This window comes from Mesorhizobium sp. M0701 (assembly GCF_040320365.1).
GTDB lineage: Bacteria > Pseudomonadota > Alphaproteobacteria > Rhizobiales > Rhizobiaceae > Mesorhizobium.
Genome location: NZ_JAMYPO010000076.1, coordinates 1 through 17,097, shown reverse-complemented (window position 1 = coordinate 17,097; position 17,097 = coordinate 1). Strand labels below are relative to the sequence as shown.

Sequence of the window (17,097 nt, the reverse complement as noted above, 5' to 3'; positions counted from 1 at the left end):
ATGCAGGAGACGGGCATGATCAAATCGAGCCCGCAACAGATCATCGCCAACGGAACGGACTGGCACTTCCTCGACGAGTTGAAGCGTGAGCTGAAAACCTGAGCAGCTGGCTGACTCGTTGTGCCTTTTTCCTTGGGAAGAAGAAGCCCATGCAGATCATCCAGAACCGCCGTCATTTCCTAGCCGGCGCTGCGGCCGTCGGCGCCGCAGGAATTATCGGCACCGCAACACAAGCCCGGGCCGAGCCGCCGCTGGAGACCACTTCCGTCCGCCTGCCGCGGTACATCGGCGGCGCCTATTGCTGGGCGGGCCTGTACATCGCCGGAGAAATGCTGCGCGCCGAGGGGTTCACCGATGTCCGGTATGTGCAAGGCGACAAGAAGGTTGATCATTCGGCGTGGATCGCAAACGGCGAGACGGATTTCAGTGTGAACTACGTGCCGATTCATCTGGCGTCGATCGATGCAGGAGTGCCGATCAGGGTACTAAGCGGACTGCACTCCGGGTGCCTCGAACTGATCGCCAACGACAGCGTCAAAGGCATCTCGGACCTGCGGGGAAAGCGGGTTGGGGTCTTTACGCTTGATTCGCCGCAATACGTGTTGGTTTCTCTGATGGCCGCCTATGTTGGGCTCGATCCCGTCAACGACATCGAATGGGTCATCGAAGAACACAATTTTGCGGAAGGCTTCGTCGAAGGAAAATACGATGCAGTCCTCGGCCAACCGCCCCGCACGCAGGAACTTCGCTCCAGGAAAGTAGGCCATACGATCCTCAACTCGACCACCGACCTGCCCTGGTCGCAGCATTTCTGCTGCATGATTTCCGCGACTGCGGATTATGTCGACAGGCATCCGGTGGCGACAAAGCGCGTGCTCAGGGCCATCCTCAAGGGCGCCGACCTCTGCGCGTCGGATCCGCCATTGGTAGCGCAGCAGATGGTCGATCGAAGGTTCGTGCCCAGCTACGACTACGCGCTGCAAACGCTGCACGACATCCGGTACGACAGGTGGCGGGATTACGATGCCGAAGCCTCGATGCGCTTCTACGCGCTGCGCATGCACGAAACGGGCATGATCAAGTCGAGCCCGCAAACGATCATCGCCACCGGCACTGACTGGCGTTTCCTTGACGAGTTGAAGCGCGAGTTGAAGACGTGAGGGGCAGCCAGCCTCGTGCCATTTTCAATGGGAGGGAGAACCCCATGCAGATCATCCAGAACCGCCGCCGCTTCCTGGCCGGTGCTGCGGCAGCAGGCGCTGCAGGTCTCATCGGCGCAACGACTGACGCTTGGGCCGAGGCACCCCCTGAAACGACCTCCGTCCGCTTGCCGCGGTGGATCGATGGTGCCTACTGCTGGGCGGGGATGTACCTGGCCGGAGAGCTCCTCAAAGCGGAGGGCTTCACCGACGTCCGCTACGTGCAGGGCGACGAGAAAGTCGATCAGGCGGTGTGGATTGCACGCGGCGACACGGATTTCAGCATGAACTACGCGCCGGTCCATGTCGCGTCGATCGACGCCGGCGTGCCAATCAGGGTGCTTGGCGGTCTGCACTCCGGGTGCCTCGAGCTGATCGCCAACGACAGCATCCAAGGCATCCCGGACCTCAAGGGCAAGCGGGTGGGCATGCACGACATCGATGCGCCGTCGCGCGTGCTGGTCGCCCTGATGGCCGCCTATATCGGACTGGACCCCGTCAACGACATCGAATGGGTCCAGGAAAGCAAGCCGGTGGAAGCCTTCGCCGACGGGAAGTTCGATGCATATCTCTTCACGCCGCCGGAGACGCAGCAACTGCGCGCCAAGAAAATCGGCCACACGATCCTCAACACGACCCTCGACCGCCCTTGGTCGCAGTACTTCTGCTGCATGACTTCGGCCGCTGCGGACTACGTGAACAGATATCCGGTGGCGACCAAGCGCGTGCTAAGAGCCATCGTCAAGGGCGCCGACCTATGCATTTCGGATCCCGCATGGAGTGCAGCGCAGATGGTCGATCGAGGTTTCGTCCCCAGCTACGAAATCGCGCTGCAAACGCTGAGCGACACGCGGTACGACGTCTGGCGGGACTACGATGCCGAGGCCTCGATGCGCTTCTATGCGCTGCGCATGCACGAAACGGGCATGATCAAGTCGAGCCCACAGCAGATCATCGCCGATGGAACGGACTGGCGCTTCATCGAGGAGCTGAAGCGTGAGTTGAAAACCTGAGCCTGCTTTGTCCCAGGGAGGAAGCGTGACATGCGGATCATTCAGAATCGACGCCGTTTCATGGCCGGCCTGGCAGCCGGCACCGTGGGAATTGTCGCAACCCCGAGATTGGCGTTTGCCGAGCCGGAGCCCGCCGAGACGACCAGTGTCCGGCTGGGCCGGTGGGTCGGAGGCGCCTACTGCTGGGAGTCGCTCTACCTCGCTGGCGAACTGCTCCGCGCCGGCGGTATGACCGATGTCCAGTACGTGCAAGGTAATCAAAAGTACTTCGACAGCAGCGAATGGATTGCAGCGGGTGAGACGGACTTCGACTTCAACATGCCGCCGATGCACATCCGCAGCGTCGAGGCCGGGGTGCCCGTCAAGATCCTGGCCGGCGTGCATTCCGGCTGCTGGGAGTTGCGAGCGAACGATCGCGTCAACAGCGTTGCCGACCTAAAGGGCAAGCGGGTGGGGGTCTGGGCGATGAACGACCACCCGCAGGTGTTTCTCCAACTGCTGATCAACTATGTCGGGCTCGATCCCAACCACGATGTTGAGTGGGTCGTAGGCGTCCAGGAGAACGGCTCGCTCATGCAGAACTTCATCGACGGCAAGGTCGATGCCTTCCTGGTAGACACCAGCCAATACTCCGAGGTTCGGAACACGAAGGTAGGTCACACGGTCTTCAGCAATCTTATCGACCGTCCTTGGTCGCAGTATTTTTGTTGCATGCTCGCCGGCCGGACCGACTATGTCGATAAGTATCCGGTCGCCACCAAGCGCGTGCTGCGGGCCATCCTCCAGGCTGTCGAATTCTGCGTGTCGAACCCGAAATCGGCCGCCCGCGCGGTGGTTGATCGAGGCTTTCTGCCGAGCTACGACGTTGCGCTGACCACTCTGCAGAACACCGGGCACGACAGGTGGCGGGAATACGATGCTGAAGACTCGGTGCGCTTCTACGCGCTGCGCCTCCTGGAGACGGGCATGATCAAGTCGAGCCCGCAGGAGATCATCGTCAATGGGACGGATTTCCACTTCTTCGAAGAGATCAAGCGCGAACTGAAGACGTGAAAGGCGCAGCGCGAAGGACCGCTGAAGAGGAGAACGTCATGCACATCATCCAGAACCGCCGCCGCTTCATGGCCGGCATCGCGGCGGGTGCCGCGGGATTAGTCGCAGCCCCGAGGCTGGCGCTCACCGAGCCGGCGCCAGAGACGACGAAAGTCCGGTTGCCGGTGTTCGCCAAGGTCTCGGACTGCCAATCGCCGATGTATGCGGCCACCGAGCTTCTGCATGCCGAAGGCTTGGCCGACGTTGAGTTCGTGTCTTCGGGCACCGGCCCGGATTCGTCGGACTGGATCGGCCACGGCGAGATCGACTTCGACTGGAACTACCCGCTCGCGCATGTGCTTAACATCGCAAAAGGCGCGCCGATAAAAGTCTTGACCGGCTTGCATGTCGGCTGTCTTGAGCTGATCGCAAACGATCGGGTCGTTGGCATCCCTGATCTGAAGGGTAAGACGGTCGGAGTGGATGGCAGCACCATCCAGTATCTGTTGCTGAATGTGATGTCTTCCTATGTTGGCCTTGATCCGGCAAAGGATTTCGAAACTCTCGTAACCCCCGATGCGGTTCAAAGCCTCGCGGAGGGTAAGATCGATGCGTTCCTCGGCGGACCGCCCACGCCCCAGCAGGCGCGCGAGCGAAAGCTCGGCCATGTACTTGTCAGCACGGCGATCGACAAACCATGGTCGCAGTATTTTTGTTGCATGCTCGCGAGCACCGCAGATTACGCAGGACGTTACCCGATTGCGACTAAACGAGTCATGCGCTCCCTACTCAAGGCCGTGGACCTCTGCATAACCAATCCGGAAGCGGTTGCGAAAAGTGCGGTCGATATAGGCTACGCCACCGACTACACGCTTCAGGCTATCCGTTCCGACATACGCTACGACAAATGGCGCGAATATGACCCCGAGGATTCCCTGCGTTTCTATGCGCTGCGTATGCAGGAGACAAATGCGGTCACGATGAGGCCACAGGAGGTTCTGGACCGCGGCACCGACTGGCGTTTCCTTAAGGAGCTCAAGCGCGAGATGAAGACGTGAGCCGCTGGCCGACGCGCGCGTTGCTGCTCCTCGCCCTCGTCGCTGAGCCTGCGCACACCTCTGCGCACGAAGCGTCAGCGCACGCTGGGAACAGCGAGCGCCTGCCGATGATGGGCGCTGCACCGGATTTCACGCTGATATCGCAGGACCACAAGCCGGTGTCGCTGCGCGACTTCCGCGGCAAGGTGGTCGCCATCGCCTTCATCTATACGTACTGTACCGACGTCTGCCCCATGCTGACCGCCCATATGGCCAGCGTGCAGGAAAAGTTGGGTAGTGCGTTCGGACCCCAAATCGCCTTTGTTTCGATCACCGTCGACCCGGAGCGCGACACGCCCGATGTTTTGAAGGAATATGCGCAGAATTTTGGCGCCGATCTGAAGGGCTGGTCGTTTCTTACCGGCGATCCGGCGGTCGTCCATGAGGTGGGACGGAAATACGGGGTCATCGCGAAGAAGGCGGCGAACGGAGATGTCGACCATACCTTGTTGACGTCGCTCGTAGACCCCAATGGCATCTTGCGAGTACAGTATCTTGGCGTCCGGTTCGACTTGGAGGAGTTCCGGGATGACCTTGTCAGCCTCTTGGACGAATCCAAATAGCATAACGAACCGGCTCGTTGGCTGGGTTGCCCGGCTGCCGGCGCGCGTCCAGACCAAGCTCTTGATCGCGTTCCTGTCGATCGTCGGCCTGCTGATCGTGCTCGGGGCCGTCGGGTTGCAGGTGCTGAGTGGGGTCAACGATCAGACCAACGAGCTGATCAAGCTGCAGCGCAGGATCGCGGCCTACCGCCAGGTACAGCACGATACGACCAGCCAGCTCTACGGCATCTCCACCGCCCTGTTGCTTCAGGACGACCGGATGCTGGATGCGGCGCTGCGCCAGCTCAATCAGTTCGGCTACGACCTCGACCGCATGGAGTTCGTCGCCAAAGCCGAGGTGGAAGTGCTTGGCCAGGTCAGGCAAGAGTACGAACGGCTGACGGCCGGCGTGACGCACGTGGCAGAACTCGTCCGCGCCGGCCGTACTGAGGAGGCGCGCAAGGTTCAGCTTGATGAAATCATACCGTCGGCTGATCGCCTCGAGCGGCTGACAAACCAGCTGGTCAACATGGCCGAAGCCGACATGGTGGCGGCCATCGAAACGACCGAAGGTGCGTACGGCACGTCCAGACTGATCGTGGTCTCGTTTGCGGTGGGCAGTATCCTGCTGGCGTTGGGGCTCGGCTACATCATCTCCTGGTCGTTGATCGAACCGGTCAAGAAGATCGAGACGCGTCTCAGCCAGATAGCGGCCGGCGACTTCGCCCAACAGGTTGCCGTCGCCAATCGCGACGAACTTGGAGTGCTCGCCGCTAACGTCAACCGGACCTCCGACCAGCTGGGGCGCCTGTATCAGGAGATTGAGACGCGCACCCAGCAGCTCGACGAAGCCCTTCAGCAGCAGACAGCCACTGCAGACGTTCTGAAGGTCATCAGCCGCTCTACCTTCGATCTGCAGGTCGTGCTCGATACGTTGGTGGAATCGGCTGTCAGGCTCTGCCGTGCCGACAAGGGTGGTATCGTGCAGTTGCTTGATGGCGTATTCCGCTATGTGTCGACGCATGGCTACCCGCCCAGCTTCCGTGCTTATGTCGACGCCAATCCACTTCCAGAGCTTGCCGCAGGCCGAGGCTCCGCCGTAGGGCGCGTAATCGAAGAACGGCGGATCGTGCAAATCGAAGACGTGACCGCTGATCCGGACTACCGCGTTGTCTTGATCGCTGAGGCAGGCGGATTCCGCACCGTCCTCGCTGCCCCGCTGTTGCGGGAAGGTGATCTCGTTGGCGTATTCGTCATGACGAGGGTTGAGCCGCAACCTTTCAATCCCAAGGAGATCGCGCTCGTCGAGACATTCGCCGACCAGGCCGTGATCGCCATCGAGAATGCGCGGCTCTTCGAGGCGGTGCAGTCACGGACGCGCGAGCTTGCCGCGTCTGTTGGTGAGCTCGAGGCGCTTGGTGAGGTGAGCAAGGCGGTCAATTCGACGCTGGATCTCGACACCGTGCTGAAAACGATCGTCGCCAAGGCGGTCCAGTTGTCGGAGACGGATGCTGGCACCATCTACGTGTTCAGCAGCACGCGGCAGCAATTCCGTCCGCGCGCAAACTTCGGTATGAGCGATGAGCTTATCGCCGCAGTCTCGCACCAGACGATCGGGCTGGCCGACATGGGGATCGGCGACGCGCCCGGGCGCTGCATGCCGGTGCAGTTTCCCGACCTCAGCGAGGAGACCTCATCCTTCCTTGTAAGAAAGACGATCGTCGACGCCGGATATCGCGGTATCCTGATCGTTCCGCTGCTGAGGCCCAACAAGATCGTCGGTGCACTGGTCGTCAGGCGCCACAAGCCAGGTGCCTTCCATGAGCAAGTTGTCCACCTGCTGGAGACCTTCGCTGCCCAATCGGTGCTCGCGATCCAGAATGCCAAGCTGTTCAGCGAGATCGAGGAGAAAGGCCGGGAGCTGGAGGCAGCTAGCCGCCACAAGTCCCAGTTCCTCGCGAATATGAGCCACGAGCTCAGGACACCGCTCAATTCGGTCTTGGGCTTCACAGAACTGCTGGTCGACGGCATCTACGGCGAACTCCCGGACAAGGCAAAGACGACCGTCGCGCGCGTGCAGGCGAACGGCCGTCACCTCCTCGGGCTCATCAATGACGTACTCGACCTTTCCAAGATCGAAGCCGGCCAGCTCACGCTGGCGATCGAGGACTACTCCATCGCGCAGATTGTTCGATCGACCGTTACGGCTGTCGAACCGCTGGCACGAGCGAAGGGTCTTGAGCTTTCAACGACTGTTGCCGAGAACCTTCCATTCGGCCGCGGGGACGAGCGCCGTTTGACGCAGGTCCTGCTCAATCTTGTAGGCAATGCCGTCAAGTTCACCGAAACGGGTGCGGTCGACATTCTTGCCGATGCGGTCGACGGGCACTTCGAGATCACCGTCCGAGACACCGGTCCCGGCATCGCGTCCAAGGACCAGGCTCTCATCTTCGAAGAATTCCAGCAGGTCGACAACAGCAGCACCAGGCAGAAGGGTGGCACAGGTCTTGGCCTGGCGATCTCGAAGCGCATCGTCGAAATGCATGGCGGAACCATAGACGTCGAGTCCGTGATCGGGTCAGGGTCGACATTCCGTCTCAAGGTACCAATCTGGGTGAATGAGGACGTGAGGGCCGCATGAGCAAACGAATCCTTATGGTGGAAGACACCGAGGACAACCGCCAGATCATCCGCGATCTCATTGCCACCACCGAATACGAACTGATCGAGGCGGCGGACGGCGCCGCCGGCATCGCTGCAGCGGGAGCGCACAGGCCAGACCTGATCCTTATGGACATTCAGCTCCCGGTGATCGACGGGTATGAAGCGACCCGCCGCATCAAGGCCGACCCGGCGCTGCGGCACATTCCGATTATCGCGGTCACCTCCTACGCGCTGTCGGGCGACGAGGCGAAAGCCCTTGCTGCTGGGTGCGATGGTTACATTGCCAAGCCATTCAGTCCGCGCCAGCTGCTTTCCGAGATTCGCGGGTTCCTTTCTTGAGGGAGGCAGCGCCTTGCACGATCCGCCTCGCATTCTCGCAGTCGACGATACTCCGGAGAACCTCGAGATCCTGCGCATGCGCCTCGAGGCGAATGGCTACGAAGTGGCGACCGCCGCCGATGGTGAAGAGGGGTTTGCAAAAGCTCGCGAACTCACGCCGGATCTGATCCTGCTCGACATCATGATGCCGAAGCTGGACGGTATCAGCGTGGTTCGCCTGCTCAAGCAGGACATCTCCCTGCAGGCGATTCCGGTCATCCTCGTCACCGCGAAGGCCGATACGCGTGATGTTGTCGAGGGGCTGGACGCCGGGGGTGACGACTACCTGACAAAGCCCTTCGAGCACAGGGCGCTGTTGGCGCGGGTGCGCTCGATGCTGCGCCAGAAGGCGCTTCACGACACCGTCGCAAGCCAGGCCCAACAGCTTCAGGATCAGGCCGCGCAGCTTTCCGATTGGAACCGCTCGCTCGAGCAGACCGTGGCGGAGCAGGTGACCGAGATCGAGCGAATGGGCCGGCTCCGACGGTTTCTGCCCGCGCAGGTCGCCGACCTCATCGTTGCGGCGGGAAATGGCGATGCGCTTCTGCAAAGTCACCGTCGCGAGGTGACCGTTGTCTTTTGCGATTTGCGCGGCTTTACGGCCTTCGCAGAGACCGCCGAACCCGAAGAAGTCATGACAGTTCTTGCCGAGTATCATTCCTGTCTTGGTGAACAAATTGTCCGCCACGAGGGGACTCTCGAGCGGTTCGTGGGCGACGGTATCGTCGTGGTTTTCAACGATCCACTGCCGTGCGCCGACCATACCGAGAGGGCCGTGTCTATGGCCGCGGCGATGCGCGATGCGATTGACGGGCATTCAGAGCAATGGCGCAAGCGGGATTACTTGCTCGGCTTCGGAATCGGCATCGCTCGGGGCCATGCAACCATCGGGCGGATCGGTTTCGATCAGCGCGCCGACTATGCGGTAATCGGCACTGTGTCGAACCATGCGGCTCGATTGTGCGAAGAGGCGAAGGCTCGACAGATTCTCGTCAGCCAACGGGTGTTCGGCGCTGTCGAGTCGCTGGTCGAATCCGTTCTTGTTGGCGAACTTACGCTGAAGGGCTTTCGCCGCCCGATGCCTGCCTATGAAATCGTGCGGTGGATCGGTCGGCCAAGCTAGCGCTAGACGCATTCCGGCTTCTTTCGGACGATGCGGCGCGTCGAACCGCCGGCACAAAGCAGCCCCAGCCATCGACCGATCTCCAGTTCGCCGCAACGGGGGAAAGCGGTCGCTCCGCGAGTAACAACCCAATGGCAGCCTACGCAAATAAAGCCTGTTCACTCGGATGTCTGCTTTTGGGATGCGGCTATGGCGTGCTCGATGACCGACATTAGGCGCAAAGCAGCCATGCCGCCGTCGCGTGTGAGACTCTGCTTCGGGCCACAAGCAGAACAGCAGCCCCTACGGCTCGTCCCTCTCATCGCGCAAATTAGACACAACGCGGCGGTTCTGCGACCTGCAGGCGGTGTCGGGGCACTCGCGGACGAGCCTGTCCTTGCCGTAGCCCTTGGCCCACATGCGGTTGCGGTCTATGCCGCCGGCGGCGAGGTAGTCCATCACCGCATCGGCGCGCTGCTGCGACAGCGCCATTTCACTTGCGCCGGGATCGTCTGCGAAACCCTGCAGCTTGAGCAGCCAGCGCGGATGCTTTGCTAGCCAGGCGATCTGGGTGTCGAGGGTGGCCTTGGCGACAGAATCGAGCGCGGCCGAACCTTGCGTGAAATAGGTGCGGCGGCCGACATTGAGGATAAAATCCTCCTCGCTGCCCGGCTGCACATTCTGGAAACCGGCAACCTCGGTGTTGGTGACGTCGGGCGTGGAAGGGGCCAGCGTGTTGCTGGTCGAGCAGGATGCGGTCAGCAGCAGCAGGCCGGCGGCGAGCAGCCGGCGCGTGTTTTCAATGATGCGGTTCATGAGGCGCCAATCATTCGACAGTGGTGGAAGCGGGCGCCTGGTCGGCGATGTGCGGCAGGACCTGCACCCCGGTGCCGATCGGGCAGCGCTGGTAGAGGTCGATGATGTCTTCCGGAAACATGCGGATGCAGCCGCTGGAAGCGTCGGTGCCGATGCTCCATGGCTCCAGCGTGCCATGCAGGCGATAGCCGGTGTCGGCGCCGTCGCGGTGCAGATAGAGCGCGCGCGGCCCGAGCGGATTGTTGGACGCGCCGCCTGCGATCATGGGGGGTAGCTCCGGCCTGCGCTTGCGCATTTCGGGGGGCGGGACCCATTGCGGCCACAGCGCGCGGCGGTCGATCGTCGCGCGGCCGTACCATTTGAAGCCGTCCTTGCCGACGCCGACGCCGTAGCGGATGGCGGTCTTGTTTTCCATGATGACGTAGAGGAAGTGGTGGCGGGTATCGACCACGACGGTGCCGACAGGCTCGCTGCTGAAATACTTGACGATCTGGCGATGCCATCTCTTGTCGATCTTGGCGAAGTTGGTCTTGCGATAGACAAAATTGTTGTCGCTGGCGGTACCGGCGAAAAAGGATTTTGCCGCCGCGGCTTGAGCAATATTGCTGGTTGCACCCACCGCGACCAGCGCCAGGCCGCCGAGCACGACACCCCTGCGTGATAAAACCATCGGCAATATTCCCCCTCATGCCAAAAGCCTGGCGGACCATAGTTGAGAATTACTTCGCCTCAAAGTGGAAAATGCTGCGTTGCTTCAGTCCGCCGTGTCCGGACATTCGGCAATTTGGCGGCGTGTGACCGAATTGTGACAATCTTGCCGAGGACGAACGTCTAGCCTAAACCCCCATCCAGGATCTTAACCAAATTGGCGCGACGGTTTCGGACCGGGCGTAGTTGCGACATTTGTCCTATCCGGACGTGTGAGCGATGCTGTGGGCATGATGCATGCTTTTTTTCGTTCGGTTGCTGCGATGATCGTGATGTCCGGCGTGGCAGGTTGCACCAGCATTTCCTACTACGCACAATCCCTGAAGGGTCACCTGGAGATCATGGCGGCGCGGCAGGATGTAGGAAAGCTGATCGACAATCCTTCGACCCCTGGGACATTGCGCGCTCGAATGGCATCGGCGAGCGCCATCCGACAGTTTGCGATAGATGAACTAGCGCTGCCGGACAACAATAGCTACCGCAGCTATGTTGACGTTGGTCGGGACGCGATGACATGGGCCATCTTCGCAGCCCCGGAATTCTCGCTGACGCCACGAACATGGTGCTTTCCAGTGTTTGGATGCGTTCCGTACCGAGGATACTTCTCCAAAAGGTCTGCGATTGAAACCGCTGTCGAACTTCAGAGACAGGGCCTGGACGTCTATGTGACGGGCATCACTGCATATTCCACACTCGGCTGGTCAAGTGACCCGCTGCTAAGCACCATGCTCAGCCAAGATGAAGCGGGTCTTGCAGGGCTGGTGTTCCATGAGCTGGCCCACCAGCGCGTCTACGTACAGGACGATTCCGGGTTCAACGAGGCGTTCGCTACCGCTGTCGAAACAACCGGTGTAAGAAAATGGCTGCGCGCGAATGGGGATACTGCCGGTTTGCGCCGTTACGAAGCCGACCGGAGGCGCAGAGCTCAATTTCTTGCGCTGGTGTCGCAGACCCGAGACGAGCTAAAGCACGTCTATGACGACAGCGCTACCTCTGAGCAAAAGCGGGCCGCAAAGATAGCCGCGATCGAACGGCTGCGGATGCGCTACCGAGAGATGCGCGACAGTCGCTGGCATGGATACCGGAGGTACGATGTCTGGTTCGATTCTCCGATCAACAACGCGAAGCTCGCCGCGACTTCCGTCTACGGCGATCGGGTGGCGACGTTTCTCCGCTTGTTCGATTTGTGTTCGGGCGACTATCCACGATTTTTCGCGTCGGTTCGATGGATAGGAGCGTTAGACAAATCTGACCGCGCCGAAGCGCTCAAGGCGGCAGATTCATGCGATGGATCCGGTCAAATCCGCAAGCCAGAAGCGGCGAATCGGTCGCTGATGTACTCGGCAGCCGGAGCAGGTGATTGAATTGACCATTTGTCGGCCGATTTCCTAAGTGCTTTGACGTCGGCGGGGCCGGAAGCCGCATGCCGGCCTACAGAAGCCAAAAGCGGACTTGCCTGAACTCCCCGCGGGATCTTGGACCACAATGATTGCCGGCGGGCCGTGGCGCCTTAGCGTGCGCCCCTACGAGGCCGAAAACCTCACGCTCACGCCGCGCTGCCGAAAATAAGCCTGCATTAGCTTGCGGCCCGAACGGTTGTTCTGCGCCAGCCTGGTCGGATCGAACACCGCTTGTTCTATCCCCTCTCGCGCCAGCGCTGCTTTGAGCGCCGCGATATGTGCGTCGATGTCGGCATTGTTCACCCGGAGCGATGCATAGATGCTGTCGGTCGCCTCGGCCACGGTCGGCTCGCTCACGGGTGTACTCCTTTGGCTATTCGGGCGGCGGCTTAGCACAGATCAGCGGCTTCGCCGATACGGATAAGACGGCTAGATGGGCGGCAACAGTGTTCCTTGGGGTCGGCTGTGAATCATGGGTTCCGCCTGAGTCGGAGATCGCAAGCCATGTCGACACGAACGAGTCAGGAGGATTGGACGCACACGTTCGAGTATCCGAGCTTGCCTGCCGCGACGCGGGCGGGGGATGGCTCCGCCCGGGCGTAGCCTGAGGAAGTTCACCTCAAATTGCTCTTCGGAAACAGCACGCGATCGGGTTTTGCATTCATTCGCGCCAGCATTGCCTGGGCGACAAAGTCGGCCTGGCGCTAGACTGCGGCCCGGGCTGGATGCTGCCCGATGCGATCAAGTTCGCTCGCGCGGTCGAGAAGTACAATTTGATGTGGCTCGAGGACATGCTGACCGGCGACTATGTGCCGTGGGTCAATCCGCAGGCCTATCGGGAGCTGACCACCGCCACCCCTCGACGCCAATCCATACCGGCGAGCAGATCTACCTGCGGCACAATTTCAAGGAGCTGATCGAAACGCAGGCGGTGCGCGTCATCGGCCCCGATCCGGCCGATATTGGCGGCATTGCCGAGCTCAAATGGGTCGCCGAGCACGCCTGTATGCACTCGATCCTGATGGCACCGCACGGCACCGCGAACGGCCTTCTAGGCCTCGGCGCGCTGATCAATGTCTGCGCCACGCTGCCCGCCAACTACATTGCGTTCGAATACCCGAGCGCCTCCGACCCCTGGTGGGAGGACCTCGTAATCGGCCTGCCGTCGCAGATCGTGAAGGACAGCATGGTGGACCTGCTGCAAGCGCCGGGGCTGGGCCTCGACATCGACGCCGAAGCAGCCAGGAAGTATCTCCGGGAAGAGGATGCAGGCTTCTTCGACTGAACCATGCTTGCGCCACCGTGCACCGCGCGAACCGCTTCACGCAACCTGTCATCCGGAATGACCGTTTCGGGGCCGGAAGCAGACGGTCCGGTTCTCGAACGACCTAGTCAGAAAACTGCCCTTCCGCTGACGACCCGCGACGAGACCTGGCATAAGCAACGCCTGCCCATGGTCGAGGATCGCATTTGTGGCCGGCTGGGCGAACTTTCCGATCGCCTGGGCAATGCCGACTGGCTCGATGGTGCGTTCAGCGCCGGTGACCTTCTGATGGTGGCGGTGCTGCGCAGGTTGAACGGATCGGCTATACTGGACGAACATCCGAACCTCTCCGCTTATATAGCCCGCGGCGAAGTGCGGCCAGCCCTCAAGCGTGCTTTCGATGCTTAATTGGCGGTTTTCACGCCGCATCGACCGGCTGATGACATTCTGGTTACTTGACCCTCTAGCTTTGGTTGCGGTCTACTTTCTCTTCATTGGCCAGATACTGGTGGACGAAGGCGATGGCCATGCTGCCCTCGCCGACCGCCGAGGCAACGCGTTTGACCGGGCTCAGGCGTACGTCGCCGCAGGCGAAGATGCCGGGCGCGCTGGTCTCGAGCAGGTAGGGGTCGCGGCCATGCGACCAGAGCCCGGCCTTCTTCACGTCGTCGCCGGTCAGCACATAACCGCGTGCATCGCGCGCTACGTCGGCCGGCAGCCACTCGGTCTCGGCATTGGCGCCGATGAACACGAACAGCCCGCCGCATTCGTGCCGGCTCACCTCGTTGCCGGTCTTGTCGAGAATGTCGATCGCCGTCAGGTGCGTCTCGCCGTGCACGGCCTGGACTTCGGAGCGAAGCTGGACCTTTACGTTGGATTTCGCCCTGAGCTGCTCGATCAGATAGTGGGACATGCTGTCGCCAAGCGAGGGGCCGCGCACCAGCAGCGTCACGCTGCGCGCATGGCCGGAAAAATGCATCGCCGCCTGGCCGGCCGAATTGCCGGCGCCGATCAGGTAGACATCCTGCCCATGCGTGCTGCTCGCCTCGCTGCGCGCGGCGCCATAATAAACGCCTTTGCCGATCAACCGGTCGAACCCGTCGATGGCAAGACGGCGCCAGGCGACGCCGGTTGCCAGGATGAGGCTGCGGGCGCGCACGACATCGGTGCCGTCGAGCACCACCTCGTGCGTCGTCGGGTCAATGCCGGCGACCGAACGGGTGACCAGGATTTCGGCGCCGAGCCGCTTTGCCTGCTGCAGCGCGCGGCTGGCAAGCTCGTCGCCGGAAATGCCGCTTGGAAAGCCGAGATAGTTCTCGATGCGCGAGGATGTTCCCGCCTGCCCGCCAGGCGCCTCGCGTTCGACGACGATGGTGCGCAGCCCCTCGGAGGCGCCATAGACCGCAGCCGCAAGACCGGCCGGTCCGCCGCCGATGATCGCGACGTCGTACTCGGCGCCGCGCGGGCGCGTCTGCAGCCCGAGGCGAATGGCAAGATCGCGCACGGCGGGTGCTTCGATAATCTCCCCGTCCGCCAGCCGGGCAACGGGACCATCGAGAGCCGGCCTGCCGAGGGCAGACCAGAAAGCCTCGGCATCCGACGTGTCGGGCAACAGCCAGGTGAACGAAATCTGGTTGCGGGCCAGAAACCGGCGCAGTTCGCCGCACGCCGTGTCCCAGCGATGGCCGACCAATGTGACGCGCGGCCTCTGCGGCTCGGCAGTGACGCTTTGCAGCCCGCCCATCCGCTCGCGGGCAAGCGCGCTGACCTTTTGGGCCACGTCCTTTGAAACCGCGGCGATGGAATAATACTGCTGAACCTCGATGCGCATGACGCGGGAAGATTCGGCGGCGCGATAGCCACCGGGAAAACCCGAGCCAAGCGCAATCGGCACCTCGCCGAAGATCGTTCCCGGCAGACGCCAACCCAGCGTTCGCTCGATGCCGTCGAAGGTCTTTAGGACTTCGATCTTGCCGGCGAGAACCGCAAACAGCGCGGCCTCTCCACCCTCGTGAATCGCGAACTCTCCGGGGCTGAGGTGAAGATCGGCCGCTGTCCGCGCCAGCCGCTCCAGCTCTGCCGCCGGCAAACCCGAAAACAACGGGATCGCTCCCACTTCATCACTTGTCAGCATGGCCCCTCGCGGGAGCCAGTTAGCGTTGTTTTTTTGTGGTGATCAATAAAAAAGCGAGGCGGAGCCGCGTTTTGGCAGAGAGCGCAACCTCCCCGGTGTTGTACCGTTGTTGTGGGGGAGATCGGCAGCCTCGACGCCATGCCACGCATGCTCGTAGCTCGCTCAAGCCGGACGGCACGTGGATGATCGTCGAGCCGTTCGCACACGATCATCTGGCTGTTAACCCCGTCGGGCACGCCTATTATGCCGCCTCCGCCTTTGTGTGCACGCCCGCGTCGCTGGCGCAGGATGTCGGGCTCCGGGGCTGGCGCCCAGGCCGGAGAGGCAAGGCTGAGGGAGGTCGTCACCAGCGGTGGCTTCACCGCTTCCGCCGCACCGCGGAGACGCCGTCCAACATGATGCTGGAGCCCCCCGTAGTAGGATGGCTGCCGCAGGAAGATTGCTGCTCAAAAAGGTTGCTGCTCCAATCGATCGGAGGAAGCTATGACCGCCTACAATGTAGTCCGCTTTCGCACAAAGCCAAGCATAGAAAAGGCCTTCGTCGAAGCGCACAAGACTATCGCGCTCAACGCGACAGGCTTTCGCAAGGGCGCCCTGATCAAGACTGGCGAGCCCACATTCTGCTTTGTCGGCGAGTGGCAGGACATGGACAGCCTCGCCGCCGCGCGGCCGTCGATGATCGGCATTCTCGACACGTTCCGCGATATGCTCGAAGACCTCGGCGGCGACCTCGGCCTTACCGACCCGGTCTCGGGGACAGTCGTTGCTGAGGTAAGCTGAGGCAGGCTCGAGTTAGCGAAGGCCGGCCGAACTCCCAGGCGATCAACCAAAAAGGCAGAGCAGGTTTTTGCGGATGTAGCCAAGCGACAGAGGTTCGGGCCGGAATTGGTCGGGCGTCTGACGGGCGGCAGCGGCTGAGCCGGAGGCTTGGGTGGCCTCACCCCGCTGCGTGAGGATTCACCGCGCGCTACGGTTTTTCTCTGCTTCGGATGATCCAAGCGGACAACGGTCCGACGAAGACACTGTCGGCGAGTGCTCGTTCCTCCGCACTCAAAGAACCAGGCATCGTGCACGCAGTGCTGGGTTCGCTCAGCAGCGTCGAGGTAGCGATTGCAAGGAGACTTGCTCTCATTTTGCACACCCGCTCAGACCCCACACGCATTGCGCCGATGGGTAGCTCAACCTGATAGGATGACCATGCGCGATTGCGATTGAGGATCAGGTAATGGCCGGAAGCGGTCCGATCGATTGCGGTAAGCGCGCGAGAATGCAGACATCCAATCCGGGGTTCGAAGTCTCGAACTGACCCAACCCAGACGTTCCCGACCGCTGGAATACTGTCTTGAAACCGTGGAAAGAAGCCGGAGGCTTTCACTTGGGCTTGGTCCAGGCACTGCTCTCCGATCACTCCGCCAACGTTCCCTCGGGATAAGAAGCTGGCGTTGGGTGGTCCCACAGGGCTCTGTCGCCAAGTTGTACGTCACGTGCGCACTTCACAAGCCACCCCGGCCATAGCGCCAATGCCAAGCATGCACTAACATTCCAGCTTGCCCCTTTGGGGCTGGCCAGTGATCTGTTCAAAGGGAAGTACCCATGACCAATCATTGCTGTGGACCGGGCTATGCTTCTCCAGCCGAGGCGATGACGGCACCTCGCGAAAAGCTGCTCTATACGATTGCCATCTACACCGGCACGGGCATTCAGAAGCCGGACTATCTGTGCACCATTGATGTCGACCCGGAGAGTTC

The 17,097-nt window shown here is 61.5% G+C and carries 15 protein-coding genes and 3 pseudogenes; 14 read left to right on the top strand and 4 right to left on the bottom strand.

Features of this window, described 5'->3' with window-relative positions; all coding sequences use genetic code 11:
* Nucleotides 1–149: 149 nt before the first annotated feature.
* Genes NKI24_RS34525 through NKI24_RS34490 form a run of 8 tightly spaced genes read left to right on the top strand, consistent with a single transcriptional unit; the run spans nucleotide 150 to nucleotide 9,048 of the window.
* Nucleotides 150–1,160 (top strand): ABC transporter substrate-binding protein, encoded by a 1,011-nt coding sequence (locus tag NKI24_RS34525; protein ID WP_352750651.1) that lies wholly within the window; start codon nucleotides 150–152, stop codon nucleotides 1,158–1,160.
* 44 nt (nucleotides 1,161–1,204) lie between these two features.
* Nucleotides 1,205–2,212 (top strand): ABC transporter substrate-binding protein, encoded by a 1,008-nt coding sequence (locus NKI24_RS34520; RefSeq protein ID WP_352449182.1) that lies wholly within the window; start codon nucleotides 1,205–1,207, stop codon nucleotides 2,210–2,212.
* A gap of 30 nt (nucleotides 2,213–2,242) precedes the next feature.
* A complete protein-coding gene (locus tag NKI24_RS34515) occupies nucleotides 2,243–3,265 on the top strand; it encodes an ABC transporter substrate-binding protein (protein ID WP_352750648.1) in 1,023 nt (340 codons plus the stop codon).
* Nucleotides 3,266–3,303: 38 nt separating this feature from the next.
* Entirely contained in the window at nucleotides 3,304–4,302 is a 999-nt protein-coding gene (locus tag NKI24_RS34510; RefSeq protein WP_352750646.1) for an ABC transporter substrate-binding protein, read from the top strand.
* The gene (locus tag NKI24_RS34505; protein ID WP_352449185.1) at nucleotides 4,299–4,904 is read left to right on the top strand and encodes an SCO family protein; all 606 of its coding nucleotides are present in this window, start codon (nucleotides 4,299–4,301) and stop codon (nucleotides 4,902–4,904) included. The genes NKI24_RS34510 and NKI24_RS34505 overlap by 4 nt, the downstream gene beginning before the upstream one ends.
* Nucleotides 4,870–7,524, top strand: a complete 2,655-nt coding sequence (locus tag NKI24_RS34500) for a GAF domain-containing protein (protein ID WP_352750644.1) — start codon at nucleotides 4,870–4,872, stop codon at nucleotides 7,522–7,524. The genes NKI24_RS34505 and NKI24_RS34500 overlap by 35 nt, the downstream gene beginning before the upstream one ends.
* A complete protein-coding gene (locus NKI24_RS34495) occupies nucleotides 7,521–7,886 on the top strand; it encodes a response regulator (RefSeq protein WP_352449187.1) in 366 nt (121 codons plus the stop codon). Before NKI24_RS34500 ends, NKI24_RS34495 begins: the two co-directional genes overlap by 4 nt.
* Nucleotides 7,887–7,899: 13 nt before the next feature.
* Nucleotides 7,900–9,048: an adenylate/guanylate cyclase domain-containing protein gene (locus tag NKI24_RS34490; protein WP_352449188.1), complete on the top strand. Its 1,149-nt coding sequence runs from the start codon at nucleotides 7,900–7,902 to the stop codon at nucleotides 9,046–9,048.
* 282 nt (nucleotides 9,049–9,330) lie between these two features.
* On the opposite strand, the gene NKI24_RS34485 is transcribed toward NKI24_RS34490, so the two are convergent.
* Both NKI24_RS34485 and NKI24_RS34480 read right to left on the bottom strand, forming a co-directional pair.
* Nucleotides 9,331–9,843, bottom strand: a complete 513-nt coding sequence (locus tag NKI24_RS34485; RefSeq protein ID WP_352449189.1) for an OmpA family protein — start codon at nucleotides 9,841–9,843, stop codon at nucleotides 9,331–9,333.
* 10 nt (nucleotides 9,844–9,853) lie between these two features.
* Nucleotides 9,854–10,513 carry a L,D-transpeptidase gene (locus tag NKI24_RS34480; RefSeq protein ID WP_352449190.1) on the bottom strand — a complete coding sequence of 220 codons (660 nt, stop codon included), beginning with the start codon at nucleotides 10,511–10,513 and terminating at the stop codon, nucleotides 9,854–9,856.
* Nucleotides 10,514–10,781: 268 nt separating this feature from the next.
* Between NKI24_RS34480 and NKI24_RS34475 the strand changes: the two genes are divergently transcribed.
* Nucleotides 10,782–11,915 (top strand): aminopeptidase, encoded by a 1,134-nt coding sequence (locus NKI24_RS34475; RefSeq protein WP_352750640.1) that lies wholly within the window; start codon nucleotides 10,782–10,784, stop codon nucleotides 11,913–11,915.
* 159 nt (nucleotides 11,916–12,074) lie between these two features.
* On the opposite strand, the gene NKI24_RS34470 is transcribed toward NKI24_RS34475, so the two are convergent.
* Nucleotides 12,075–12,308: a hypothetical protein gene (locus tag NKI24_RS34470; RefSeq protein WP_023679240.1), complete on the bottom strand. Its 234-nt coding sequence runs from the start codon at nucleotides 12,306–12,308 to the stop codon at nucleotides 12,075–12,077.
* 320 nt (nucleotides 12,309–12,628) lie between these two features.
* On the opposite strand from NKI24_RS34470, the pseudogene NKI24_RS34465 reads away from it, so the two are divergent.
* Nucleotides 12,629–13,236 (top strand): annotated as a pseudogene (locus NKI24_RS34465) (enolase C-terminal domain-like protein); the annotation flags it as partial.
* 138 nt (nucleotides 13,237–13,374) lie between these two features.
* Nucleotides 13,375–13,623, top strand: a pseudogene (locus NKI24_RS34460) (glutathione S-transferase family protein); the annotation flags it as partial.
* A 55-nt stretch (nucleotides 13,624–13,678) separates the two neighbouring features.
* On the opposite strand, the gene NKI24_RS34455 reads toward NKI24_RS34460, so the two are convergent.
* Nucleotides 13,679–15,349 carry an FAD-dependent oxidoreductase gene (locus NKI24_RS34455; protein WP_352750638.1) on the bottom strand — a complete coding sequence of 557 codons (1,671 nt, stop codon included), beginning with the start codon at nucleotides 15,347–15,349 and terminating at the stop codon, nucleotides 13,679–13,681.
* Between the two features lie 161 nt (nucleotides 15,350–15,510).
* Between NKI24_RS34455 and NKI24_RS34450 the strand changes: the two are divergent.
* The 3 genes and pseudogenes from NKI24_RS34450 to NKI24_RS34440 form a co-directional block, all read left to right on the top strand.
* Nucleotides 15,511–15,756: pseudogene (locus tag NKI24_RS34450) on the top strand (SAM-dependent methyltransferase); the annotation flags it as partial.
* A gap of 76 nt (nucleotides 15,757–15,832) precedes the next feature.
* Complete coding sequence (locus NKI24_RS34445; protein ID WP_352725920.1) at nucleotides 15,833–16,129, top strand: DUF718 domain-containing protein; 297 nt, start codon at nucleotides 15,833–15,835, stop codon at nucleotides 16,127–16,129.
* 813 nt (nucleotides 16,130–16,942) lie between these two features.
* A partial coding sequence (locus NKI24_RS34440; protein ID WP_352750653.1) for a selenium-binding protein SBP56-related protein occupies nucleotides 16,943–17,097 on the top strand: 155 nt, incomplete at its 3' end.